Raw genomic sequence first — 23,618 nt, 5'->3', positions numbered from 1 at the left:
CGTGGCGGTCTGACGTTCCTGGGCACGCCGATCCCGGCCCGGGCTGAGTTGGCGTGGCGGTCTGACGTTCCTGGGCACGCCGATCCCGGCCCGGGCTGAGTTGGCGTGGCGGTCTGACGTTCCTGGGCACGCCGATCCCGGCCCGGGCTGAGTTGGCGTGGCGGTCTGACGTTCCTGGGCCCGCCGATCCCGGCCCGGGCTGAGTTGGCGTCGCGGCCGGGTGTCGTCCTGGTGTCCTAGGGTCGCGGCATGACGGTCTTAGGCACTGATGGGCTCGCCCGCCCCGCCTGGGCGTCCGTGGACCCGCTCCTCATGGACTACTACGACACCGAGTGGGGCATGCCGATCCGTGACGAGCGCGGACTCTACGAGCGGATCTGCCTCGAGGGCTTCCAGGCCGGCCTGTCGTGGGCGACGATCCTGCGCAAGCGGCCCAACTTCCGGGCGGCCTTCGCGGGCTTCGACCCCGACGTCGTCGCGACCTTCACCGACGACGACGTCGAGCGCCTGCTCGGTGACGCCGGCATCATCCGGCACCGCGGCAAGATCCAGGCCACGATCACCAACGCGCGCGCCACGATCGCGCTCCGTGAGGACGGCGGCCTCGTCGACTTCGTGTGGTCCTTCCAGCCTGCCGACACCCCGCGCCCCAGCGACCACTCCGACGTGCCCACCGTGTCCGACGAGAGCAAGGCGTTGTCGAAAGCCCTGCGCAAGAAGGGATTTGCCTTCGTCGGCCCCACCACGATGTATGCCTTGATGGAGGCCGTCGGCATCGTCGACACGCACCTGCTGGGCAGTCACCGTCGCGGCAGCTCGGGCGTCTGGACCGCGTAGGCCGCGTCAGCCCAGGATCGCGCGCGCGGCGTTGTGGCCCGGGATCGCGCTGACGCCGCCACCGCGGCGTGCCCCGGCTCCACCGAGAAGCACGTTGTCGTATGCCGTCTCGACGCCCCAGGTGCCCACCTCGGAGTCGCGCTCGGCCCACGGCCACTGCAGCGAGCGGTGGAAGATGTTGCCGCCGGGCAGGCCGACGGCCTGCTCGAGGTCGACCGGGCTCTTGACCTCGATGCACGGGTTGCCGTCCGCGTCGCGCGCCAGCACCGACTCGATCGGCTCGCCGAGCACCGAGTCGAGCGAGCGCAGGGTGGCGGTGAGTGCCTCCTGGGTCGCGGCCGCGTTGTCGGCGCGGAAGAGCCGCGCCGGCAGGTGCAGGCCGAACAGGGTTAGGGTCTGCGCGTCGCTCGCCGCCAGGTCGGGGCCGAGGATCGAGCGGTCCGACAGGGTGTGGCAGTAGATCTCGCACGGCGGCAGGTCGGGGATGCGCCCGTCGCGCGCCGCGGCATACGTCTGCTCGAGCTGGCCGTAGCCCTCGTTGATGTGGAAGGTGCCGGCGAAGGCGGCTGCGGGGTCGACGTCCGCGTCGCGGAGGCGGGGCAGGCGCGTCAGGAGCATGTTGACCTTGAGCTGGGCGCCCTCGACGTCGGGCTCGGTGTCGACGGGGTCGGCGCCGGCGGCCGCGAGCAGCCGGTTGAGCACTGCGGGCGCGCAGCCGGCGACGAGCGTGCCCCCGGTCGCCCTGCCCGCTCCCGCGCTCCCGCCCGACCACGCGACCTCGCCCGTCGAGGGGTCAGCGGAGGTGACCTCGGCCCCGGTGAGGACGGTCGCCCCGGCCGAGACCGCCGCTGCCGCAAGGGAGTCCGTGAGAGCGCCCATGCCGCCGACGGGCACGTCCCAGTCGCCGGTGCCGCCACCGATGAGGTGGTAGAGGAAGCAGACGTTCTGGCGCAGGTCGCCCTCGGAGAGCGAGGCGAAGGTGCCGATGAGCGCGTCGGTCGCGATGATGCCGCGCAGGGTGTCGTCGCTCGTGACCGACTCGATGAGCTCGCCGACCGGTCGGGTCGTCAGGGCGTCGAAGAGGGCGGCGTCGCCCGAGAGCGACCGCACGTCGTCGCGCGAGCGAAGCGGCTCGAGGACCGTCGGGAAGACCCGCTCGGCCACCGCGGCCATGCGGCCGTAGAAGTCGGTCCACCCGGCATACGCCTCGTCCCCACCGGTCAGCGCGCGGAAGGCTGCCCGCGTCGCGGCCTGGTCCCCGTGGTCGACGAGCAGGCCACGGTCCGGGTCGGACGGCACGGGCGTGTAGGAGGAGAACCGGCGCCGGATGAGCCGCAGGTCGAGGTCGAGGTCGGTGAGGACCTGCCGGGGCAGGAGCGACACGAGGTAGGAGTAGCGCGACAGCCGCGCGTCGACGCCCTCGAAGGCGCGGGCCGAGACGGCGGCCCCGCCCACGTGGTCGGCGCGCTCGAGCAGGAGGACCCGGCGCCCGGCCCGGGCGAGGTAGGCGGCCGCGGTCAGGCCGTTGTGTCCGGCCCCGATGATGATGTCGTCGTAGCGCACGCGCTCACCCTAGGCGACCGCGGCGAGGCCCTCACTCGACCGGTGCGAGAGCGCCCACCCGAACGTCCTGGGACGTCGAGTGGGCGCTCTTCCTCGCTGCGGGTCAGCGGCGCGCGGCGTCCTGCCGGGCGTTGTAGAGCCGGTCGGCGGCGTCGATGCTCGCGCGGCTGCTCAGGTCGACCCCGGCGCGGGCCGCGGCGGCGCGGGCGGCCGGTGTCGTGAGGTCGGGAGCGACGAAACGCTCCGGCGTGATCGTGCGGTCGACCGCGGCATACCGCCTCGCGTCGCGGGCCAGGCTGTCGGCGGAGGCGACCGCCGTGGCCTCGGCCTTGGCCGCGGAGAGCGTGAGGGCGAGCCCGAACGCCGGCTTGGTCAGCACGGCGTAGCCGTCGCGGTGCCCGGCGATGTTCGGGTGGTAGCTCTCGCTCACCGGGCTGGACAGGCCGTTGAGCCACTCGACGCTGTCGCACACGGCGTGCCCGACGAACTTCGAGGTCGGGTTGACGAAGGTGAAGCCGGCGTTGGACGCGGCCGTGGCCGTCTTCGAGTTGAGCAGGTCGGCCGTCGCGTTGAGCCGCGACTCCTCGGTCGGCGAGAACCAGGTCAGGGCGTTGCAGTCCTCGCCGTTGAAGATGCGGGGGTAGCCGACGACGATGACGCGGGCGTTGGGCGCCTTGGCACGGATCGAGGAGTAGAGCGTGGCGAGACGGCCGGGGATCGTGTTGTTGATGGTGCTCTGGGCCGTGTCGATGGCGCCGTTGCAGTTGCTGAGCCAGCTCGGCTGGGCGCACGTCGTCAGCACGCTCGCGAAGCCGGCGTCGTTGCCGCCGACCGAGATCGTGACGTATGCCGTCGTGCTCGAGAGTGCCGACAGCTGGGTGTTCGTGACGTCGGCGACCGTGGCTCCCGAGCAGGCGCGGAAGTTCAGGGACAGCCCGAGCGCCGCGGCGTCGAGGGAGGGGTAGGCGTAGACCGAGCGCTGGCACGACGTGCCGTCGCTGATGTAGGTCCGCGTGCCGGTGCCGGAGGAGTAGGAGTCGCCGAGGGCGACGTAGGTGGTGCCCGCCGCGACGGCCGGGGCGCCGAGCGCGAGCGCGGCACCGAGGCCGATGAGCGCGGACAGGCCGGCGCCGAGGGCGCGGCGGCGGGTGGATGGCATGAGGGACCTGCTCTTCACGACACACTCCTTTGTGGGTGGAAGGCTTGCTGACGCTGAGCACTGCAACCGCTCGGGGCGTCGCCCGGCGACCACGATGTGCCCCGTGTCACACGTCCCACTACCGGACAGTAGGGCCGCCTGCCCGGGGCCGCGAGCCGAACTGCCACGGCGTCGACCAGGCGCGCAGGAGCGCAGGTCAGGTGACGTCGGGAGCTGTCGGCGCGCGACGGTCCCCGAGCAGGCCGCCGAGCCATCGGCTGTCGGGGTCGACGTCGACGAGCAGCGCCTTGGCGAGCAGCGTCAGCGGAACGGCGAGGACCGCACCGATGCCCCCGAGCAGCAGCGACCAGACGACGAGCGACAGGACCGTCACCACGGCCGAGAGGCCCACGGTGTCGCCGACGAGCTTCGGCTGGATCACCGACTGGATGACGAGGTTGACGACGCTGTAGACGACCACGACGAGGACGAACGTGCCCCAGCCGCCCTCGAGCAGGGCGAGGACGGCAGGCGGCACCAGGCCGATGACGAAGCCGATGTTGGGGATGTAGTTCGTGATGAAGGCCAGCAGTCCCCAGAGGATGGCGCCGGGCACGCCGACGAACCACAGGAACACCGTGTCGATGACGGCGACGACGGCGCCGAAGACCGTTGACACGACGAGGTACTGGCGCGTGCCGCGGGTGAACGACGTCATCGCCGACGCGAACGCCGGACGCTCCGTCTCGAGACGGCTCAGCGTCTCCGAGAAGCCTCGGGCGTCCATGGCGGAGAAGAGCACCAGGGCGAGGACGAAGACGAGGCTGGTCACGAGCGACAGCACGTCCGCGAGCAGCGACGTGATGAGGCTCGTGACCCGTCCCAGGTCGAGGGACGACACGAGCGCCTGCGTCTGCGCGGGCTGGATCCCGCGCGCGGCCAGCCAGTCCGTCAGCCCGGCGACGAGCGAGCGCAGGTCGTCCGCGTACTGGGGCAGCAGGCCGGCGAGCTCGGCCCCGGACAGGACGACGAGCACGGCGAGCGCGACCATGCCCAGGTAGATGGCGAGGATGACGGCGAGCGTCCCGAGCCAGGGCGGCACCCCGCGACGCACGAGGGCGTTGCGGACCGGGAACGCGGCGATGGTGAGCACGAGGGCGAGGAAGAGTGGGCCGACGATGCCGGATACGAGGCGGATGCCGAACGCCACGACGAAGCCGGCTGCCAGCGCCACGAGGATGAGGACACCACGCGGCGCCACCACCGGTCGCTCGGACTGCACGCGCTCCGTCACGACGGCCTCGGCACTCTCGGCACTCTCGGGGCGCTCGACGCGCTCAAGGGGTGACGATGGCGAAGTCGGGGTCGGGCGCGTCGAGGGCGCCGAGCAGCGTGCCCAGCACCGTCGGGTCGCCCGAGACGTCCACGCCCTCGATGGCGGCCGGGTCGGCGCCGGACATCAGGGCCCCGAGGGCGGCCCTCGGCATCCGGAGCGTCAGGTCGGCCTCCGACTGCTGGGTCGCCGACGTGTAGGTCAGCACGCCGTTGCGCAGGGTGAGGCGGAAGCGGGCACCGTCGGTCAGGTCGACGTCGAGGCGCAGGTGCAGGTCCCACGACCGCGGACCGTGCACGCGGATCGCGAGCGCGTCGAAGAGCTGCTCCGGCGTGAGCTGGGCGAGCAGGTCCGGCGCCGCCGTGGCCGTCGGCGTGCCGAAGCTGCCGTGACGCAGCTCGTGCGCGCCCGAGAGGTAGAAGTTGCGCCAGGTGCCGTTCTCGGAGCCGTAGGCCAGCTGCTCGAACGTCGCGGCGAGCAGCTCGCGCGCTCCGGCATGGTGCTCGTCGGCGAAGATGACGTGGCTGAGCACCTCTGCGGCCCAACGGAAGTCGCCGGTGTCGTAGGAGCCCTGCGCCTTGCGCACGACCTCGTCGGCGCCGCCCATGAACTCGACGTAGCGACGGCCCGCCTCGACCGGCGGGTGCTGCCAAAGGTGGGCCGGGTTGCCGTCGAACCACCCCATGTAGCGCTGGTAGATGGCCTTGACGTTGTGGCTGACCGAGCCGTAGTAGCCGTGCGTGTGCCACGCCGCCTCGAGGGCGGGCGGCATCTGGATCTCCTCGGCGATCTCGGAGCCGGTCATGCCCCGGTTGAGCATCCGCAGCGTCTGGTCGTGCAGGTAGGCGTAGAGGTCGCGCTGGACGGAGAGGTACTCGATGCACTCCTGCTGACCCCACGTCGGCCAGTGGTGCGAGGCGAAGACGACGTCGGTCTGCTCACCGAAGAGGTCGATGGCCTCGGTGAGGTAGCCCGACCAGGCGTGCGGGTCGCGCACGAGGGCCCCGCGCAGCGTCAGCAGGTTGTGCAGGGTGTGCGTCGAGTTCTCGGCCATGCACAGGGCCCGCAGGTCGGGGAAGTGGAAGTGCATCTCGGCCGGCGCCTCGGTCCCGGGTGCCATCTGGAAGACCATGCGCACGCCGTCCACGACGAGCTCCTCGCCGGTCGTCGTGACGTCCACGGTCGGGACGATGAGCGTCACCGAGCCCGACGAGGTGGTCTGGCCCAGCCCCGCTCCGACCTGTCCCTGCACGCCGCGGGGGAGGGAGGCGCCGTACATGTAGCCCGCGCGGCGGCTCATCGCCGTCCCGGCGTAGACGTTCTCGGACACGGCCTCCTCGACGAGGCCGGCCGGGGCGATGACCTGGCAGCGACCCGCGTCGACGTCCTCCTGGGTCGTCACGCCCTTGACGCCACCGAAGTGGTCGATGTGGGAGTGGGTGTAGAGCACCGCGACCACCGGCCGGTCGCCGCGGTGCTCGCGGTAGAGGCCCAGCGCCGCCGCGGCGGTCTCCGCGCTGATGAGGGGGTCGATGACGATGACGCCGCTCTCGCCCTCGACGAACGAGATGTTCGACAGGTCGAGCCCGCGCACCTGGTAGATCCCGGGCACGACCTCGTAGAGCCCCTGCCGCGCGACGAGTCCGGACTGCCGCCAGAGGCTCGGGTTGACGCTGTCGGGCGCCTCGCCACCGAGGAAGCCGTAGCTGTCGTTGTCCCAGACGGTGCGACCCTCGGCATTCGTCACCACGCCGGGCTCGAGCGAGGCGATGATGCCCCGGTCGACGGCCTCGGCGTCGTGCTCGTCCGAGAAGGGCAGTCGCTGCAGGACGGCCTGCTGCTGGGCGGTGATGGTCGGGGTGACGTCTGCTGCGCTCATGTGCTCATGGCACCACCGGGCCCGGGCCGGGGACCTCACCCCGCCGGGGTGATGCCCGAGCCCGAGCACGCGCCGGAGCATGTGGTGAGCGGCGCCGGTCACGACGCCGCCCACGAACCCGGAGGGAGTGCCATGTCGACTTCGACGTCAGCGCCGATCGGACCAGTTGACCTGGCCGTCATCGGCTTCCGCGGAGAGCTGCGGCAGGGCGGCATACGCGATGCCGTGGCCCGGGCCGTTGACCGGGGCGCCGTCCGGGTGCTCGACGTGCTCCTCGTCCGCAAGGAGGACGACGGCAGCGTCCGGCTCTTCGACGCCGAGTCGCCCGAGGGGGCCGAGGAGCTGCTCGGCTTCCCGACCGTCATGCCCGACCTCGTCGGCGAGGAGGACGCGCACGCCATCGCCGCCGAGATGGACCCCGGGACGACGGTGCTCGTCATCGCCTGGGAGAACACGTGGGCCGCCGAGATCGCCGCCGAGGTGCGCGAGCTCGACGGCCAGCTGCTCGTCATGGAGCGGCTGCCCCACGACGACATCGAGACGGCGCTGGCCGCCCTCTCGTCGAAGGCAACGAACGAGGAGGGGTCATGAGGGGACGCATGGGACGGCCCGGCCTGCTGGGGCTCGCCGCCCGCACGGCCGTCGTCGCCGGCACGGCCAACGCCGTGAGCGGCAAGATGCAGCAGGGCCAGCAGGTCAAGGCGCAGCAGGCCGCCGACGCCGAGGCCTACCGGCAGCAGCAGGAGGCCGCGGCCCAGGCCGCCGCCACGCAGGCCGCCGTCGCCCAGGCCCTGGCCGCCCAGGCGCCACCGCCTCCGCCCCCTCCGCCGCCCGCCCCCGCACCGGCCGCAGCGCCGGCCGCGATGGGCGCCGACGACATGATCGCTGCGCTCGAGCGACTGGCCGCACTGCACGCGCAGGGCATCCTCACCGACGAGGAGCTCGCGCAGCAGAAGGCCCGGATCCTGGCCGGCTGACCCTCCGTGGGGGCCGCGATCGGAGACGTCCTCGGCAACGCGGTCGGTGTGGCGATCAGCCCGGTGCCCGTCATCGCGGTGATCCTCATGCTGTTCTCTCCCGCGGCGGCCCGCAACGCGCCCGCCTTTTTGGCCGGGTGGGTGCTCGCGCTGGGGGCCGTCACCGCCGCCGTGGCGGTCCTCGGCGGACTCGGGGGTGGTGACGGCAGCAGCGTCGTGGGCGGCGTCGTCAAGGTCGTCGTGGGCCTGCTCTTCCTCGTGCTCGCCCTGAGGCAGTGGCGTTCCCGGCCCGTCCCCGGCGCCGAGCCGCAGCCACCGGCCTGGATGTCGTCGATCGACTCGTTCACTGCCGCAAAGGCCTTCGGGTTCGGAGCGGTCTTCGCCGGGGCGAACCCGAAGAACCTCGGGCTGACGCTCGCCGCCGCGACCACGATCGCCTCGAGCGGTCTCGCGACCGGAGGGAAGGTCGCCGTCGGCGCCGTCTACGTCGTCCTCGCGTCGCTGACCGTCGCCGTCCCGGTCGTCGCCTACCTCGTGGCGCGCGACCGCGTCGCGCCGGCGCTCGACCGGGCCAAGGTGTGGCTCGTCGCGAACAACGCGACGGTCATGGTCGTGCTCTTCCTCGTGCTCGGCGCCAAGGTGCTCGGCGACGGGATCAGCGCGCTCCTGCGCCCATGACGGCCCTGGCGCCGTGGGTGCGCGGCTACCGGCGTGCCTGGCTGCGCCCGGACGTCGTCGCGGGCCTCACTGTCTGGGCCGTCCTCGTCGCCGAGTCGCTGGCCTACGCGACGATCGTGGGCGTCCCGCCGGTCGTCGGGCTGTATGCCGCGGTGCCGGTCCTCAAGGGCTTCATCGTCGGGCTCGCCCTGACGATCATCCTCGGCCAGGTGCCCAAGCTTCTCGACGTCGACAAGCCCGAGGGCGGCTTCTTCCGCTCGGCGTGGACGCTCGTCACCGAGCTGGGCGACGTGCACTGGCTCAGCGCCGTCGTCGGCATCGGCGCGCTCGTCCTGGTCACGGTGCTGCGCCGTGTCGCGCCCCGGCTGCCCGGGTCGCTCGTCGTCGTGGCCCTCGGGATCGCGGCCGTGCGCCTGCTCTCCCTGGACGAGCGCGGCGTCGCCATCGTCGGCCCCATCGATGCCGGCCTGCCGAGCCTCGGGCTGCCGGGCTCCGACCCCTCGCAGTACCTCGAGCTCGCGGGCCCCGCCGTCGGCGTGCTGCTCATCGCCTTCGTCGAGGGTCTCGCCGCTGCGAAGGCGTATGCCGCACGGCTCGGCTACGAGCTCGACACCGACCGTGAGCTCACGGCGCTGGGCGCCGCCAACGTCGGCTCCGGGCTGCTCGGCGGCATGGTCGTCAACGGCAGCCTGAGCAAGACGGCCGTCAACGGGGCGGCCGGGGCGCGCAGCCAGGCGTCCAACGTCCTCGTGGGCGCGCTGACCGTCGTGACCCTGCTCTTCCTCACGGGACTCTTCGAGTCGCTCCCCGAGCCGGTGCTCGCCGCCGTCGTCATCGCCGCCGTCGTCGAGCTCGTGGACGTCGCCTCGCTGCGCCGGCTGTATGCCGTGTGGTCGGCCCCGCTGGGACGCATCTACCGCCGCGCGGCCCGGGCCGACTTCATCGCCGCCGTCGGCGCGCTGCTGGGGGTGCTCGTGCTCGACACGCTGCCCGGCCTGTTCGTCGGGGTGCTGCTCTCCCTCGTGCTGCTCCTCTACCGGACGTCCCGACCCCACGTGGCCCGTCTCGTGCGCCAGCCGGGCGTCGCCGGCGAGTGGCTCGACGCGACCCGTCACCCCGAGCTCGCAGCAGCGCCGGACGTCGTCGTAGTGCGGGTCGAGTCGGGGCTCTACTTCGTCAACGCCGAGCACGTGCGCGACGAGATCAGGGCGGCCGTCACCCCCGCGACCCGGGCCGTCGTCGTCGATGCGAGCGCCGTCCCCGCGATCGACGTGAGCGCCGCCGACATGCTGGCCCAGCTGGAGTCGGGACTCGGGCGGGACGGCATACGCCTCCACCTCGCGGCCGGCATCGGGCAGGTGCGCGACGTCGTGGGCGCGGCCGAGGCTGACGACGTCCTGGCCGGCATCCACGACACGGTCGACGACGCGGTCGCCGCGGCCCGTCGGGAGGCCGCGGACGAGGGGTGAACGCCTAGGCTGAACGGGTAGGCGTGGTCCGACCGGACCGTGACGACAGGAGGATCACCGTGGGCTTCCCGGAGAACGTGCTGGCCAAGGGCGAGAAGGTCGAGCGCGACCTGCACCCGCACTGGCTCACCGTCGTGGTGCCGACGATCTTCGGGCTGCTGCTCACGGCCGCCTGCATCGCCGTCGCCGTCGTGACGCCCGACGACGAGACAGGCAACCGCATCCAGTGGGTTGCCGTGGCGGTGCTGGTCGTCGTCGCGATCCCGGCGGTCGTCGTGCCCTACCTGCGCTGGCGCACCACCCACTACGTCATCACCTCGCACCGCGTCATGGTCCGGCGCGGCATCCTCACCAAGAACGGCAAGGACATCACGCTGTCGAAGATCACCGACGTGAGCTTCCAGCAGACCGTCCTCGACCGGCTCATCCGGTCCGGCTCCCTGCACATCGAGTCGGCCGGCGACAGCCCCGACGAGAACCTCTCGAACATCCCGCGCAGCAACGAGGTCCAGCAGCTCATCAACCGCCTCATCGACGAGGACGACCTGCGGCGCCGGACGTTCGGTCGCGGCGCCGGCCCGTCGGACGCCCCGGGCTCGGACCCGGCGTATGCCGCGAGCGACGACTACGGCGCTGACTACGACGGCCACGACCCCGGCGACACGACGGCCATCCCGCGCCGGCGTCCCGACCGGCCCGAGCTTGCGGAGGAGCGGCGCCGTCCGCGCGACCTCGGCGACGGCAGCGACCAGACGCTCTGACCTCGCCGGTCCTGCTCCCGGCCGCAGGCGCGTGTGGCATCGTCGGAGCATGACCTCACCTGTCGACGAAGCCGGTGTGACCGCGCGCTACCGAGCCGCCCGTGACCAGCTCCTCGCCCTGCGCGGCGACCACGCCCGCGCGGTCCGGGAGTTCACCTTCCCGGACGTCGGGGACCGCTGGAACTGGGGCATCGACTGGTTCGACGCCGTGGCCCGTGGCAACGACCGTGCGTGCCTGACGATCGTCGAGCAGGACGAGTCGTCCCGCTCCTGGTCCTATGACGAGATGGCCCGCCGCTCCGACCAGGTCGCGGCGCGGCTGGCCTCCCTCGGGGTCCGTCGCGGGGACTCGGTCGTGCTCATGCTCGGCAACCAGGTCGAGCTGTGGGAGTCGATGCTTGCCGTCATCAAGATGGGCGCCGTCGTCATGCCGACGACGACGGCCGTGGGACCCGGCGACCTCGTCGACCGGATGACGCGTGGCGCGGCCCGGGCGGTCATCACCAACGCCGGCGAGGTGCACAAGTTCGACGACGTGCCCGGCGACTACGTGCGCATCGCCGTCGGTGGGGCCGACCCGGCAGGCACGGCCACGGACGGCTGGGAGGACCACGGCACGGCATACACGATCGACGCGGGCCCGACCGAGCACCCGGGCACCGGACCCGACGACCGGATGCTCCTCTACTTCACGTCGGGCACGACGAGCCGGCCGAAGCTCGTCGAGCACACGCAGCGCTCCTACCCCGTGGGGCACCTGTCGACGATGTACTGGATCGGCCTGCAGCCCGGCGACGTGCACCTCAACATCAGCAGCCCCGGCTGGGCCAAGCACGCCTGGTCCTCGTTCTTCGCGCCGTGGGCGGCGGAGGCGACGGCCTTCGTCTACAACTACAGCCGCTTCGACCCGGCTGCGCTCCTGCGGGTGCTGCACACCCACGAGGTCACCTCGATCTGCGCACCGCCCACCGTGTGGCGCATGCTCATCAACAGCGACCTCTCGGCCGGGCCCGGCTCGCTGCGTGAGGTCATCGGCGCGGGCGAGCCGCTCAACCCCGAGGTCATCGCGCAGGTCGAGAAGGCGTGGGGCCTGACGATCCGCGACGGCTACGGCCAGACCGAGATGACGGCTGCCGTCGGCAACACGCCCGGCTCCACGGTCAAGCCCGGGTCGATGGGTCGACCGCTGCCGGGCTGCCCGGTCGTCGTGGTCGACCCGATCACGAACGCCCTTGTCACACAATCCGATGCGGACGGCAACCGCGAGGGCGAGATCTGTCTCGACCTGTCGCAGCCCCCGGTCCCGCTCATGACCGGCTACCAGGGCGACGAGCAGCGCAACGCCGACGCCATGGCCGGCGGTTTCTACCACACGGGTGACGTCGCCACGGTCGACGCCGACGGCTACATCTCCTTCGTCGGGCGCACCGACGACGTCTTCAAGGCCAGCGACTACAAGATCAGCCCGTTCGAGGTCGAGTCGGTCCTCATCGAGCACCCAGCCGTCGCCGAGGCGGCCGTCGTGCCGTCACCGGACCCCGTGCGCCTCGCGGTGCCCAAGGCCTACATCGCGCTCGCGCCGGGCCACGAGCCGAGCGCCGACACCGCGCGCTCGATCCTCGCGCATGCCCGCGAGAGGCTGGCGCCGTGGCAGCGGGTCAGGCGCATCGAGTTCTACGAGCTGCCCAAGACCATCTCGGGCAAGATCCGCCGCATCGAGCTGCGGGGTCGCGAGAACGACCTCGACGCCACCGGTGCGGCCCAGCCCGAGGGCGAGTGGCGCGACGAGCAGTTCCCCGACCTCAAGGGGTGACGGGCGGCAGCGCCGGCGTCGTGGCCGGCGACTGCGGATCGCCCGGTGCGAGCGGCAGCGAGCGCACCGTCGTCTCGTCGATGCGGCTGCACAGGCGCTTGGCCGGGTCGGGCTGGTCCTGGCCCGGCTGCGCGCTCGTCGTGACTGGCCGGTAGGGGTCGATGCGGGCGCCGCTGATGACCTGGACGCTGTCGTAGGCCGGGCGCCCCTCGAGCAGGTTGCGGAACGAGTAGCGCGACAGCGAGGTCAGCTCGCACGACGTGCCGAACTGGGCGATGTCGAAGGCGTAGGGCTGCCCGTCGAGCTCCTGCCCCGGCCCCTCGGCGTAGTGCGCCACGACACCGCCGCCGGTGAAGGTGCCGACCTGGATGCGGTTGCCCTCGATCGCCGGGGTGTGCATGTGCCCGTTGATGAGCAGACGTGCCCGGTCGACCTGCTCGGCGGCATACGGCTCGTGGGTGACGACGATGTCGGGCTCGGGCTGGTCGGCGGTGGCGGCGTTGTAGCGGTCGGCCGCCGGCTTGGCCTTGGCGGTCGGGTCGGCGTTGTCGTCGCCGAAGTAGCGCGGGTCGTTGAAGCCGGTGATCCGCAGGCCGTGGAAGGTGAGCTCGCGCAAGGTGCCGGCGGCGTCCTCGAGCAGCACGACGTTGGGGATGCGGGCCAGGCGCGAGAGCACCGCCCGGTCGCTCGCGGACGACTGGTCGTGGTTGCCGCTCGTGAAGATGTAGGGCACGCCGAGCGACTGGATCGAGCGGTAGAGGTCGGCGGCGTCGCCCTCCTGGACCCGCCCGAAGTTGACGAGGTCGCCGCTGTCGATGACCGCGTCGATGTCCTCCTCGGCGATGATCGTCTTCATCAGGGCGTACTGGTTGGCGCCGTGGATGTCGGAGACGAGCAGGAAGCGCGCCGACACCGGCTCGTTGACGTTGCCCGCGACGTACTTCTGCTGGAGCGCCTGGGTCACGGCGAGCAGGTTGCGGAAGTACGGCGTCACCTGCGAGGCGCGGGCCTCGACGTCGGCGAGCAGGCCGGCGTTGCGCTGCACGACACCGAGCACGCCGCTCGTGCGGTACTCCGCGAAGCGGCTCGGCTGGTAGGTGAGCGCGATCCCGCCGAACGTGCCGACGGTCGCGACGACCATCGCCGAGGCGACGAAGAGCACGTGGTGGCGCCGGGTGTTGCGCTGGCGCATGTAGTGCGAGGCGAGCGCCAGCAGGACCGCGATCGACGTCGCGCCGAGCACGAAGCGGATGCCCACGCCCGTCGCGGCCTGCGAGATCGCGGCAGAGATCTCGTCGGGTGAGGGCTGCAGCGCCCTGATGTCGACGTTGGGCCGGGTGAAGAGGTTGGTGATCTCCTCGCGCACCGCGACCTGCACGTCGAGACCGGGCGCGACGAGGGGAGAGGCGAACTGGACGTCGACGTCGCCGACGATCGTGGGCGCGTGCAGCACGGGGGTGTGGCGCGGCACCGGGTCGAGCCGCAGCACGGCGCGGTACTGCGACGTCTCGGCGACCGTCGGGGCGAGGTTGGTCGCTGCCACCCCGCCGAGGTAGCAGGCCACGAGCACGGCGACCCACTTGAGCACGTGCGAGGCCCGGCGCAGCCAGGGGCTGTCGCCGGGAAGCAGGGTCCCCACCTGTCGCATCGCTTCACCCTAACCGGACCGTGAGGCGTCACCGGGACGGCACCACCCGTTCATGTCGGCGTGCTCCGATGGCCGCGTCAGCGCGCCGGAGCGAGGAGGAGTCATGGGGTCGGCTCGTCGCAAGGCTGTGGTCGTCACGGCGTTGATGGCGTATGCCGTGCTGCTCCTCCTCGGGCCGAGCCTCCTCGGCGAGTGGGCCGGTGTGGTCATCCTCGTCGCGAGCTTCGCGGTCGGCTTCGCCTGGCTCGTGCTGCTCGTCGCACCGTGGGCGGCGCGCGGCCGGCCGCGGCCCACGCCCGTGCGGGGCCCGCGACCGTAGTCTGACCGGGTGAGTCTCGAGCACCGACCGAACCGGATCATCCTCGTGCGGCACGGCGAGTCCGAGGGCAACCTCGACGACACGGTCTACGAGCGGGTGCCAGACCACCGGATCAGCCTGACCCCCAAGGGTTTCGACCAGGCGCGCCGCACCGGCGAGGCGATCCGCGACGTGCTCGACGGCGAGTCGGTCGAGGTCTACGTCTCGCCCTACCTCCGCACCCGGCAGACGCTCGAGATGCTCGGACTGCCCGTCGCCGAGCGGGACGTGCGGGTCGAGCCGCGCCTGCGCGAGCAGGACTGGGCCAACTTCCAGGACCCGACCGACATCGCCGAGCAGCGACGGCTGCGCGACCGCTACGGCCACTTCTTCTACCGCTTCACCCAGGGCGAGTCCGGCTCGGACGTCTACGACCGGGTGTCGACCTTCCTCGAGTCGATGCACCGCAACTTCGAGACGCCGGCGGCGCCGCGCAACGTCGTCGTCGTGACGCACGGCCTGACGATGCGCCTCTTCTGCATGCGGTGGTTCCACTGGAGCGTTGACTACTTCGAGTCGCTCGACAACCCGGAGAACGGCCAGCCGGTGGTGCTGCTGCGGCAGAAGGACCTCCGCTACAAGCTGGAGGCGCCCTTCACGCAGTGGGACCCCACCGTGGTGCCGACCGAGCGCGAGAGGTCCAGCTGGCTCTGAACGTCACCACACGGCATACGCGGTCGTCGGTCGGGCCTCAGAGGTACTGGCCCGTGGGTCCGGGCTCGCCGGGGTGGCGCTCTCCCGGCTCCATGCCGGGCGGCGTGCCGTAGGAGGCGCCCGGACCGGGCGGCAGGGCGCGCATCTGCTGCAGCTGCTGCTGGGCCGCCATCTGCTGCGCGACGAGCGCCGTCTGGATGCCGTGGAACAGGCCCTCGAGCCAGCCGACGAGCTGGGCCTGCGCGATGCGCAGCTCGGCGTCGGTCGGGGAGTCGTCACGGAAGGGCAGCGCGATCCGGTCGAGCTCGGCGACGAGCTCGGGCGCGAGGCCGTCCTTGAGCTCCTCGAGGGACCGGTGGTGCACCTCGGCGAGACGACGCCGGCCGGCCTCGTCGAGCGGCGCGTTGCGCACCTCCTCGAGCAGCTGCTTGATCATCGAGCCGATGCGCATGACCTTGGCCGGCTCCTCGACGAGGTCGGCCGGGTTGGTGCGCTCGCGCGGCTCCTCGCGGTGGTGCTCGGCGTGACCGTCCTGCGGGTCGGTGCGCCGGTCGTCGCCCGACGGGTCGGCGACGCCCATGCCGTCGGGCGTGACGACGACGATGCGCGGCTCGTCGCCGTTGGTGTCGCGCGGGAGGTCGGTGTCGGGGAGCTGTCCCTGTCGGCTCGCGTCGTCGCTCATGCGCTCCATCCTGCCCCAACGGGTCGGGGTCCGTGCGTCCCCCTGTCAGGCGCACGGACCCCGGGTCCGACGACGTATGCCGTGTGGCCGGCAGCCGCGGGTCAGGTGGCCCGGCGCACCACCACGGGAGCGCGGCGGATCGAGACCCAGGCGAGCGCACCGGCGACGAGCGGCACGAGAACGACCGGCAGCAGGATCTGCAGCCAGGGAACGGGGATCGTAGCCGGCAGGGCACGACCCCCGTCCTCGGCAACCGTGGACAGCACGATCCGGGCCAGGCCGATCCCGGGCGCCAGGCCCACGAGCAGGCCCAGCACCGCCCCGAGCAGCCCGAGGTAGAGCGCCTGCGACCCTGCGAGTGCCCGACGGGTCCGTCGGGTCGCCCCCACGGCTGCGAGGGTCCCGAGCAGGGGGACGTTCTCGGTCTGGCTCAGGGCGGTGGCGATGAGGGTCGCGACGAGGATGACCAGGCCGATGACGCCGAACAGGATGACGAGCGCGAGGCCGTCGCCGCGCTGGTAGCCACGTTCGACGCTGACGGTCGCGTCGCCCTGGCTCGCCCGCAGGGCGTCGGTGAGGCGGGACTCCAGGTCGGGCGAGATGCCGCCGTCGGCGCGGACCACGAGCGCGGTGGGCGTGGTGGCCACCCCGAGCCTGTCGGCCGTCACCGTCGTCACGACGCCGGCCGGGCCGCCCGAGTAGAGCACCAGCAGACGGGTCCACTGTGCACGGGTCAGGTACGCGACCGGCATCCGGACGACCTGGGTGCGGGCCGGGACCGGCGCCACCCAGTTGCCCTGGCCGTCGACGGACTGTCGCCAGCGCAGGAATGTGACCGCGCCGCCCGTCTCGTCGAGGACGACGGGTCGTGCCCGGTCGACGTCCCGGAGCAGCTGGCCCCCGCGGTCCGGAAGGGGCAGGCCGGCCACCTCGGCCGGGTCGACCGTCGCCACCCCACCGCTCCGGAGAACCTGCTGCTGGGTAGGCGTCAGGTCGAGGAACTCCGTGAGATCGGTGAGGTCCGCGGCCTGCAGGGTGGCGAACGGCACGTCGTTGCTGAAGTTCGAGGCCGTCACGCACGCCGTGCTGAGGTCAGGGATCTCGTTGCCCCCCAAGGGGCGCGGGATGACCTGCGCGTCCGTGCAGCCGGGGCGACGGGCAGCCAACATGACGCGCCCGTCCTGCTGGTTGTAGTCCGCGAGCTCGCTGAGCACGAGTGGCCTCAGGGAGGGGTCTGTCGCCCTCACGGTCCGCGCCAGGTCGTGGAGGCGAAGAGGTGTGAGTCCGCCCTGCACGACGGCCTGCCCCTGCCGCGTCACGGGGACGTGGTCACGGGCTGCTCGGGTCGTGTCGGCTTCGAGGCCGATGCAGACGACGGAAAGCACGGCGGCACCACCCATGATGGCGGCCACGGTCGGAGTGGCCCGTCCGCGCTGGCGCCCGGCCTCGCGCGCTGCCATCCGCAGCGCGAGGGGGAGCCGGTCGGCGCCCCTGGCCACGAGGGCGAGGCTGAGCGGGACGACGAGGAGCGAGCCGACGACGATCGCGAGGGAACCGCCGACGAAGGCGGTGACCGCCGAGGAGGGATCGCGGAACGAGGCCCACGTGACGGCGACGGCCCCGGCCGCCACGAGCACGGCACCGACGACCGGGACGCGGCGTCGCAGCGTCGGCGACACGCTCTGGCCGCGCAGCACGGAGACGACGTCCAGCCGTCCGAGCCCGCGGCTCGGCACGACGGCGGCCACGACCGAGCTGAGCACGGCGGCTGCCGCGGCCGCGGCGACCGCCGGCCACGGCACCTGCACCGGGCCGACGAAGAGGTCGGGTCGCGCGAGGCGCGCCACGAGCACGGATCCGACGCCGCCGGACACGCCCACGACCGCACCGACGACGGCGGACAGCACCCCGAGGACCAGTGCCTGGGCGAGGACGGTGCGCCGCAGCTGTCGGGTCGTGGCGCCGTTCGACGCCGCGAGCGCGAGCGTGCGCCGCTGGCGGGCCGCTCCGACGGCGAAGGCCGGCCCCGCGAGGAGCGTCGTGAGCAGGACCAGCCCGAGGGCTGCCAGCGCGATGACGAGGGCCACGGTGTTGTCGGACGAGGCGTCCCCCGAGTGACGCGTCATCGTCTCCGGGTGCTCGGCGACGAACCGGCTGAAGGCCCCCACGCCGTAGCTGTTGAGGCGCTCGACCTCACCCCAGGTGATCGGGTCGCCGCGGTCGACGAGCCACTGGCGCTGCGCGTAGTCCGACGGCAGGGGAGTCGTCACGAGGTCGGACTGCCTGACGTACTGGCCGCCCTGCGCGTCGAACCCGCGACCGACTCCGACGATGGTGAGGGCTCGTTCGGGAGCCTCGCCGGCGGAGCCGAGCACCCGCAGCCCGACCGTGCCGCTGCGCGGCAGGCCGTTCTCGATGCCTGCGGCGGTGACGAGCGCCTCGCCGGGGCCGGCGGGCCAGCGACCGGAGTCGAGCGTGACCCGCGGTGCGAGCACCGCCGGGTCGCGGCTGTCGACCCCGAGCGCGTTGCCGGAGAGGTAGTGGTCACCGACGCGGATCGTCGCGGGCACCGAGGTGACCTCGACGAGCCGCGCGTGGAGCAGGGTCGAGAGGGCAGCAGCCTCGCTGCCGGCGACGAGGCCGGGGACGGCCCTGGCGGCAGGGGGCTCGGTCTTGCCGGGCCACTCCTGCTGCTCCATCGGGTCGAGCAGCTGGCGCAGCTGCAGCGCCTGTGGCGGGATGACGTAGCCCTGGCTCTGTCCGAGTTGGAAGGGCAGCCGCTCGGAGGCGTCGAGGTCGTCGGTGAACCACAGCGTCGTCGCTGCTGTGAGGAGCAGGACGGGCAGGCCGACCATGATGACGACGAGGAGGCTGCGGCCGCGGTGGCGGCGGACGTCGCGGCGGGCCATCCGCAGGGAGACGCGCCAGCCGGCCCGCCACTGCGCGAGGCGTGACGCGGGCACCGAGGTGTTCGTGTCGCTCACGTCAGCGGGTCTCTGCGAGAAGGGAGTCCGCGGTCGATGCGGCGCCGGTCTCGTCGACGATGACACCGTCGCGCAGGAAGACGACCCGGTCGGCCCAGGCCGCGTGCCGGGCCTCGTGCGTGACGAGCAGCCCAGCGGCCCCAGCGTCGCAGCGCTGGCGCAGGATCTTGAGCACGCCCTCGCCCGTGTGCGAGTCGAGGGCTCCGGTCGGCTCGTCCGCCAGCACGAGCGTGCGCTCGCCGACCAGGGCACGGGCGATGGCGACCCGCTGCTGCTGCCCGCCCGACATCTGGTCGGGGTAGCGGTCGGCGAGCTCGCGCAGCTTCAGGCGGTCGAGTGCGTCGAGGGCCTGCGAACGGGCCCGGCGGACCGACCAGCCGTCGAGCTCGAGCGGCAGGCCGATGTTCTCGGCGGCCGTCAGGCTGGGGATGAGGTTGAGGTCCTGGAAGACGAAGCCGATCGAGCGACGGCGCAGCGCCGCGAGACCCTTGGCGTCGAGGGACGAGACGTCCACGCCCTCGACGACGACCCGGCCGCTCGTCGCGCGGTCGAGGCCGCCGGCGAGGTTGAGCAGGCTCGACTTGCCCGAGCCGGACGGGCCCATGACGGCCACGAGCTCGCCGCGGGCGACGGTCAGCGACGCGTGGCTGAGGGCCACGACCTCGGTCTCGCGCTCGCCGTGGACGCGTGAGACGTCGTCGAGGACCAGGACCGGGCTGTCCGGACCGGAGGCGCTCACGACCGGCCGCCCTTCGACGCGGCGGCCGCCCGCCGGGCGTCCTCCTGGTCAGGCTCGGTCGCGGCGCCGCCCGGGCGCGCCCCACGGAGGGTCGCTGACGGCATACGGCTCAGGGTGGACTCGACGTGGTCGAGCCAGCGCACCTCGGCCTCGGCGGCGAAGAGGAGGTTCTCGAGGACGAGGAGCCAGGCGAGGTCGTGGGCCGTCGGCTCGTCGCTCGCGCGGCTCTTGAGGCGCGTCAGGTCGCGCAGGTGCTTCAGGGTCGCCGTGCGCTGGGTCTGCACGACGCGCTGGACGTCGACCTCGGGCGCCGTGACCGCGAGGGCGAGCTTGATGACGAGCTCGTCGCGCGGCGTCGAGTCGCGGTCGACGGGCGTGAGCCACCACGACTCGATCTCGGTCTGCCCCGCCGCGGTGAGGCGGTAGGCGATGCGCCCCTCGTCGTCGCTGCCGCCGACCGGTTCGACGAGGCCGTCGCGCTCGAGCCGGGCGAGGGTCGTGTAGACCTGCCCGACGTTGAGCGGCCACGTGCCGCCGGTGCGTGCCTCGAACTCGCTGCGCAGCCGGGCGCCGTACATCGGCTCCTCGGCGAGCAGTGCGAGCAACCCCTGCTTGACGGACATTCGCGAACCCCCTGCATACTCGGTATTCTCTCAGGTGAGGACATGTATACCGAGTATGCCGAGGGCTGGCAAGCGAGGTCGCGCGGTCAGTGCGCCCCGGCCGTGGCGAACCACGGGTGGTGCAGGTCGTGGTAGCTGACGTCCTGCATCATCGAGCCCATCGCGTCCATGTCCTCGCGGGCCTCCGGCGGCGGGCTCTTCTGCTCGCCCTCGCGGGCCTCGGCCTCGGTGCGGAACGCCATCGTCTGGGTGAAGAAGCCGTCGGCGTCGATCGCCACGGTGCCGCCGATGATCTCGGGGCGTGCCTCGTGGAGCATGTCCATCGGCCGCTCCATCAGGTGACGGAACTGCTCCGGGTCGCTGAGGCGGCCCTGGATGACCTGGACGAAGCCGGCGTCGTCGCTGCCGCCGTCGAGCATCATCGTCACGTCGTCGCAGTCGTGGAAGCTCGCGTCGCCGTCGAACAGCCGCGCCGTCTCCTCCCACCAGATGCCCTGCTCGGGGCGGGCGGAGTTGGCCTCGGCCGAGGCGCGGGAGTCGAAGCGCACGACCCCGACGAACTCGCCGTCGTCGGTGAGGCCGTACGTCCCGCCGAGCCAGCCGGTGGCACCCGGCTCGAGCTCCGTGGTCCACCGGTCCATCTGCCGGTGGAGGGCGTCGGCGTCAGTGCACCGACCCTGGATGACCTGGATGAACACCGTGAACCTCCCGTGGGATCGGGGGCCGCTTCAGGGCGAAGAGGTCCATCGACCGACGGTACGCCGGTCGGGGTCGACCCGTCACCGGACGAGTCCGACACGGCCGGATCATCCCGTCCCACAGTGCCGCTCACGCCCTCCGGCCGGACCGGGGATCGGGGGGATCGGGGGGATCGGGGGAATCGGCGGGATCGGGGGATCGGCGGGGTCAGGTGCCCGAGGGCTCGGTCAGCGCCCGGTGGTGAGGAGGATCTTGCCGATGTGGCCCGAGGCCTCCATCTCGCGGTGGGCCTGCGCCGCCTGCTCCAGCGGGTGGCGCGAGTGGATGACGGGACGCACGGCCCCGGACTCGATGAGCGGCCACACGTGCTCACGCACGGCCGCGACGATGGCGGCCTTCTCGGTCGCGGGCCGGGCGCGCAGCGACGTCGCGATGACGGCGGCGCGCTTGGCCAGGAGCATGCCCATGTCGAGCTCGCCCTTGCGGCCGCCCATGAGCCCGATCGTGACGAGCCGGCCGCTGATGGCGAGGGCCTCGACGTTGCGGGCGAGGTACTTCGCTCCCATGTTGTCGAGGATGACGTCGGCGCCGTGGCCCTTCGTCAGCTCGCGCACGCGCTCGACGAAGTCCTCCTCGCGGTAGTTGACGAGGAACTCCGCACCGAGGTCGCGGCAGACGTCGAGCTTGGCCTGGCTCCCCGCGGTCACGGCCACGTGGGCGCCGACCGCCTTGGCGAGCTGGATGGCCATGGTGCCGATGCCGGAGCTGCCGCCGTGGACGAGGAGCACCTGACCGGGCTGGATGTTGGCGACGAGGAAGACGTTGGACCAGACGGTGCACGTCACCTCGGGCAGGCCCGCGGCGTCCACCAGCGAGACACCGCGCGGCACGGGGAGCAGCTGCTCGGCGGGCGCCACGACGCGCTCGGCGTAGCCGCCGCCGTCGATGAGGGCGCACACCTCGTCGCCGACCTGCCAGCCCTCGACGCCCTCGCCGAGCGCCGCGATGCGACCGCTCACCTCGAGGCCGGGGTACTCCGATGCCCCGGGAGGCGGCGGGTAGTGCCCCAGGCGCTGCATGACGTCGGCCCGGTTGACCCCGGCGGCGACGACGTCGACGAGCACCTGCCCCGGACCCGCCACGGGGTCGGGCACCTCGTCCAGGACGAGGCTGTCGGCGTCTCCGGGCTGAGGGATCGTGATGGCGCGCATGGCCCGAGCCTATTGACCCGCGGCCTCCGCACGAAGGAGCGCCCCGCCCGGGGCCGACGTGTCTGCGGTGACGTGCCACACCCGGCCGGCACCCACGACCCGCCCGTCCGGTCCGAGACGGGTGCCCTCGTCGATGGCGACGCCGCTCGGCGCCAGCCCTACCGCCACGACGGCGACGAGCCGTGACACGTTGCCCCACTGGGCGGCATGGACGTCGACGGACCCCGGCACCAGGCCGATCCCCTCGACGACCGCGACGGCGTCGAGGTCCTCGTTGCTGTCCTCCGGGCAGACGGCTCGACCGTCGAGGCGCCAGCCGCCGATCACCGCGTGGGAGCCCGCGATGGCAGCGCCCGCGGAGAACCCGGCATACGGCATGCCCGACCCGACGAGCGTGCGGATGTGGCCGTAGGCACCAACGAGGGACGCGTGGTACTCCGGCGTCGGGCCGCCGCCGACGAAGAGCCCGTCGACCCCGTCGAGCGCGGCCTCGTCGAACGGCGAGCCCTCGGGCACCCGCTCGACGACGAGCTCGTGGCCACCGACGAGCCCGAGCGTGTGGACGTACCTCTCGTGGTACTCGCGGGACTCGGGGTCGGTGCCCATGACGACGAGGAGGATGCGCGGAGTCGCACCTGCGCGACGGGCCGCGGCCTCGACGAAGTCGCCGTAGAGGGCGGGGGCGAGGTCGTCGTCCCAGCCGCCGCCGATGAGGTGGACGTCCATGTCGGCACCCTAGGAGAGGTGGGACCTGCGCGGGGGCTCAGCGACGGGCGGCGTTGGGGCTCAGGCGTCGTGCGATGTCGTCGGCGGCGAGGCGAGCGCGGGTGACGAGCTCGGTCACGTGCTCGGGGGTGGCGTCCGCCGTGCGCATCGTCAGCGCGATGGCCGCGAGTGGACGCCCGGCGCGGTCGAGCACGGGCACGGCGACCGAGGAGAGGTCGGCCGTGACCGTGCCCTCCTCGCGGGCGTAGCCGTCGGTGCGGGTCCGGGCGAGGACGCTGCGCAGCTCGGCCAGCGACCGCGGGCCTCCGCCGCTGCGCTCGACGAACGAGGAGCGGTCGGGGTAGAGGGCGCGCACCTGGGTCGCCGGCAGCGCCGACAGCATGGCGAGCCCGCTCGCGGTGAGGTGGGCGGGCAGGCGCACGCCGACGTCGGTGACGAGCATCGGCTGCCCGGGCGCCCGCTCCTCGAGGAGGTAGATGACGTCACGCCCGTCGAGCGTCGCGAAGTGGGCGTTGCGCCCGCACTGGTCGACGAGCCGGCGCATCGCGGCTCGTGCCACGCGGGCGAGGGGGGCCTGTCGCTGGTAGGCGGAGCCGAGCTCGTATGCCGCCTGGCCGAGTCCGAAGCGCCGCTCCTCGACGTAGTGGGTGACGTAGCCCCGCCCGTGCAGCACCTTGAGCAGGTGGTAGACCGAGCTGCGGGGCAGGCCCAGGTCGCGCGCGATCGACGCCGCCGGCACCGGCTCTGCGTGGCGGGAGAGGTGCTCAAGGACGTCGAGCGCGTTGGCGGCGGCCGGGGCGTTGGACACGTGGGCCCACCTCCTGTCCGCGATCGACGACGTCTCGC

The 23,618-nt window shown here is 72.7% G+C and carries 22 protein-coding genes; 9 read left to right on the top strand and 13 right to left on the bottom strand.

The features are described from left to right. Window positions 1-249 precede the first annotated feature (249 nt). On the top strand, window positions 250-837 hold the full coding sequence (locus ABD297_RS09270) for a DNA-3-methyladenine glycosylase I (protein WP_344254605.1): 588 nt from the start codon (window positions 250-252) through the stop codon (window positions 835-837). Window positions 838-843: 6 nt separating this feature from the next. Here the strand turns inward: ABD297_RS09270 and ABD297_RS09265 are convergent, their stop codons facing one another. The 4 genes from ABD297_RS09265 to ABD297_RS09250 all read right to left on the bottom strand — a co-directional run bounded on the left by ABD297_RS09265 (window position 844) and on the right by ABD297_RS09250 (window position 6,750). After that, entirely contained in the window at window positions 844-2,400 is a 1,557-nt protein-coding gene (locus ABD297_RS09265) for a phytoene desaturase family protein (protein WP_344254604.1), read from the bottom strand. A gap of 103 nt (window positions 2,401-2,503) precedes the next feature. Then, the gene (locus tag ABD297_RS09260; protein WP_344254603.1) at window positions 2,504-3,577 is read right to left on the bottom strand and encodes an SGNH/GDSL hydrolase family protein; all 1,074 of its coding nucleotides are present in this window, start codon (window positions 3,575-3,577) and stop codon (window positions 2,504-2,506) included. Window positions 3,578-3,755: 178 nt separating this feature from the next. Next, the gene (locus ABD297_RS09255) at window positions 3,756-4,832 is read right to left on the bottom strand and encodes an AI-2E family transporter (protein WP_344254602.1); all 1,077 of its coding nucleotides are present in this window, start codon (window positions 4,830-4,832) and stop codon (window positions 3,756-3,758) included. A 43-nt stretch (window positions 4,833-4,875) separates the two neighbouring features. Next, window positions 4,876-6,750: an alkyl/aryl-sulfatase gene (locus tag ABD297_RS09250; RefSeq protein ID WP_344254601.1), complete on the bottom strand. Its 1,875-nt coding sequence runs from the start codon at window positions 6,748-6,750 to the stop codon at window positions 4,876-4,878. Window positions 6,751-6,882: 132 nt separating this feature from the next. Between ABD297_RS09250 and ABD297_RS09245 the strand changes: the two genes are divergently transcribed. From ABD297_RS09245 to ABD297_RS09220, 6 genes are read left to right on the top strand one after another with little or no spacing between them, the layout of a single operon-like run. Further along, window positions 6,883-7,341 (top strand): DUF6325 family protein, encoded by a 459-nt coding sequence (locus ABD297_RS09245; RefSeq protein ID WP_344254600.1) that lies wholly within the window; start codon window positions 6,883-6,885, stop codon window positions 7,339-7,341. After that, window positions 7,338-7,727, top strand: a complete 390-nt coding sequence (locus tag ABD297_RS09240) for an SHOCT domain-containing protein (RefSeq protein ID WP_344254599.1) — start codon at window positions 7,338-7,340, stop codon at window positions 7,725-7,727. The genes ABD297_RS09245 and ABD297_RS09240 overlap by 4 nt, the downstream gene beginning before the upstream one ends. Before the next feature lie 6 nt (window positions 7,728-7,733). Next, complete coding sequence (locus ABD297_RS09235; protein WP_344254597.1) at window positions 7,734-8,405, top strand: GAP family protein; 672 nt, start codon at window positions 7,734-7,736, stop codon at window positions 8,403-8,405. Beyond that, window positions 8,402-9,874, top strand: a complete 1,473-nt coding sequence (locus tag ABD297_RS09230) for a SulP family inorganic anion transporter (RefSeq protein WP_344254596.1) — start codon at window positions 8,402-8,404, stop codon at window positions 9,872-9,874. Before ABD297_RS09235 ends, ABD297_RS09230 begins: the two co-directional genes overlap by 4 nt. A 59-nt stretch (window positions 9,875-9,933) precedes the next feature. Further along, the gene (locus tag ABD297_RS09225) at window positions 9,934-10,635 is read left to right on the top strand and encodes a PH domain-containing protein (protein ID WP_344254595.1); all 702 of its coding nucleotides are present in this window, start codon (window positions 9,934-9,936) and stop codon (window positions 10,633-10,635) included. Window positions 10,636-10,684: 49 nt separating this feature from the next. After that, window positions 10,685-12,448, top strand: coding sequence for an AMP-binding protein (locus ABD297_RS09220; RefSeq protein WP_344254594.1), 1,764 nt, complete (start codon window positions 10,685-10,687; stop codon window positions 12,446-12,448). Here ABD297_RS09220 and ABD297_RS09215 read toward each other — a convergent pair. Further along, window positions 12,438-14,096 (bottom strand): metallophosphoesterase family protein, encoded by a 1,659-nt coding sequence (locus ABD297_RS09215; RefSeq protein WP_344254593.1) that lies wholly within the window; start codon window positions 14,094-14,096, stop codon window positions 12,438-12,440. The two genes, ABD297_RS09220 and ABD297_RS09215, sit on opposite strands and share 11 nt — an antisense overlap. A 103-nt stretch (window positions 14,097-14,199) precedes the next feature. On the opposite strand from ABD297_RS09215, the gene ABD297_RS09210 reads away from it, so the two are divergent. Together ABD297_RS09210 and ABD297_RS09205 are read left to right on the top strand one after the other, a co-directional pair. Further along, window positions 14,200-14,415 carry a hypothetical protein gene (locus ABD297_RS09210; RefSeq protein WP_344254592.1) on the top strand — a complete coding sequence of 72 codons (216 nt, stop codon included), beginning with the start codon at window positions 14,200-14,202 and terminating at the stop codon, window positions 14,413-14,415. Window positions 14,416-14,424: 9 nt separating this feature from the next. Next, the gene (locus ABD297_RS09205) at window positions 14,425-15,108 is read left to right on the top strand and encodes a histidine phosphatase family protein (RefSeq protein WP_344254591.1); all 684 of its coding nucleotides are present in this window, start codon (window positions 14,425-14,427) and stop codon (window positions 15,106-15,108) included. A 37-nt stretch (window positions 15,109-15,145) separates the two neighbouring features. Here ABD297_RS09205 and ABD297_RS09200 read toward each other — a convergent pair whose 3' ends face one another. The 8 genes from ABD297_RS09200 to ABD297_RS09165 form a co-directional block, all read right to left on the bottom strand. Beyond that, entirely contained in the window at window positions 15,146-15,790 is a 645-nt protein-coding gene (locus ABD297_RS09200) for a bacterial proteasome activator family protein (RefSeq protein WP_344254590.1), read from the bottom strand. Between the two features lie 101 nt (window positions 15,791-15,891). Beyond that, window positions 15,892-18,774, bottom strand: a complete 2,883-nt coding sequence (locus ABD297_RS09195) for an FtsX-like permease family protein (RefSeq protein WP_344254589.1) — start codon at window positions 18,772-18,774, stop codon at window positions 15,892-15,894. Between the two features lies 1 nt (window position 18,775). Continuing rightward, window positions 18,776-19,513, bottom strand: a complete 738-nt coding sequence (locus ABD297_RS09190) for an ABC transporter ATP-binding protein (RefSeq protein ID WP_425581152.1) — start codon at window positions 19,511-19,513, stop codon at window positions 18,776-18,778. After that, the gene (locus tag ABD297_RS09185) at window positions 19,510-20,136 is read right to left on the bottom strand and encodes a PadR family transcriptional regulator (RefSeq protein ID WP_344254587.1); all 627 of its coding nucleotides are present in this window, start codon (window positions 20,134-20,136) and stop codon (window positions 19,510-19,512) included. Before ABD297_RS09185 ends, ABD297_RS09190 begins: the two co-directional genes overlap by 4 nt. Before the next feature lie 86 nt (window positions 20,137-20,222). Then, a complete protein-coding gene (locus ABD297_RS09180; RefSeq protein WP_344254586.1) occupies window positions 20,223-20,834 on the bottom strand; it encodes a hypothetical protein in 612 nt (203 codons plus the stop codon). Between the two features lie 228 nt (window positions 20,835-21,062). Continuing rightward, entirely contained in the window at window positions 21,063-22,046 is a 984-nt protein-coding gene (locus tag ABD297_RS09175; RefSeq protein WP_344254584.1) for an NAD(P)H-quinone oxidoreductase, read from the bottom strand. Between the two features lie 9 nt (window positions 22,047-22,055). Continuing rightward, window positions 22,056-22,772 carry a Type 1 glutamine amidotransferase-like domain-containing protein gene (locus ABD297_RS09170; RefSeq protein WP_344254583.1) on the bottom strand — a complete coding sequence of 239 codons (717 nt, stop codon included), beginning with the start codon at window positions 22,770-22,772 and terminating at the stop codon, window positions 22,056-22,058. Between the two features lie 37 nt (window positions 22,773-22,809). Continuing rightward, window positions 22,810-23,580, bottom strand: coding sequence for an IclR family transcriptional regulator (locus ABD297_RS09165; RefSeq protein ID WP_344254581.1), 771 nt, complete (start codon window positions 23,578-23,580; stop codon window positions 22,810-22,812). Window positions 23,581-23,618: the final 38 nt, after the last annotated feature.

The organism is Terrabacter carboxydivorans (genome assembly GCF_039532035.1).
Lineage (GTDB): Bacteria > Actinomycetota > Actinomycetes > Actinomycetales > Dermatophilaceae > Terrabacter > Terrabacter carboxydivorans.
The sequence above is the reverse complement of the archived record's forward strand: the minus strand, read 5'-3'. Positions and strand labels throughout refer to the sequence as shown.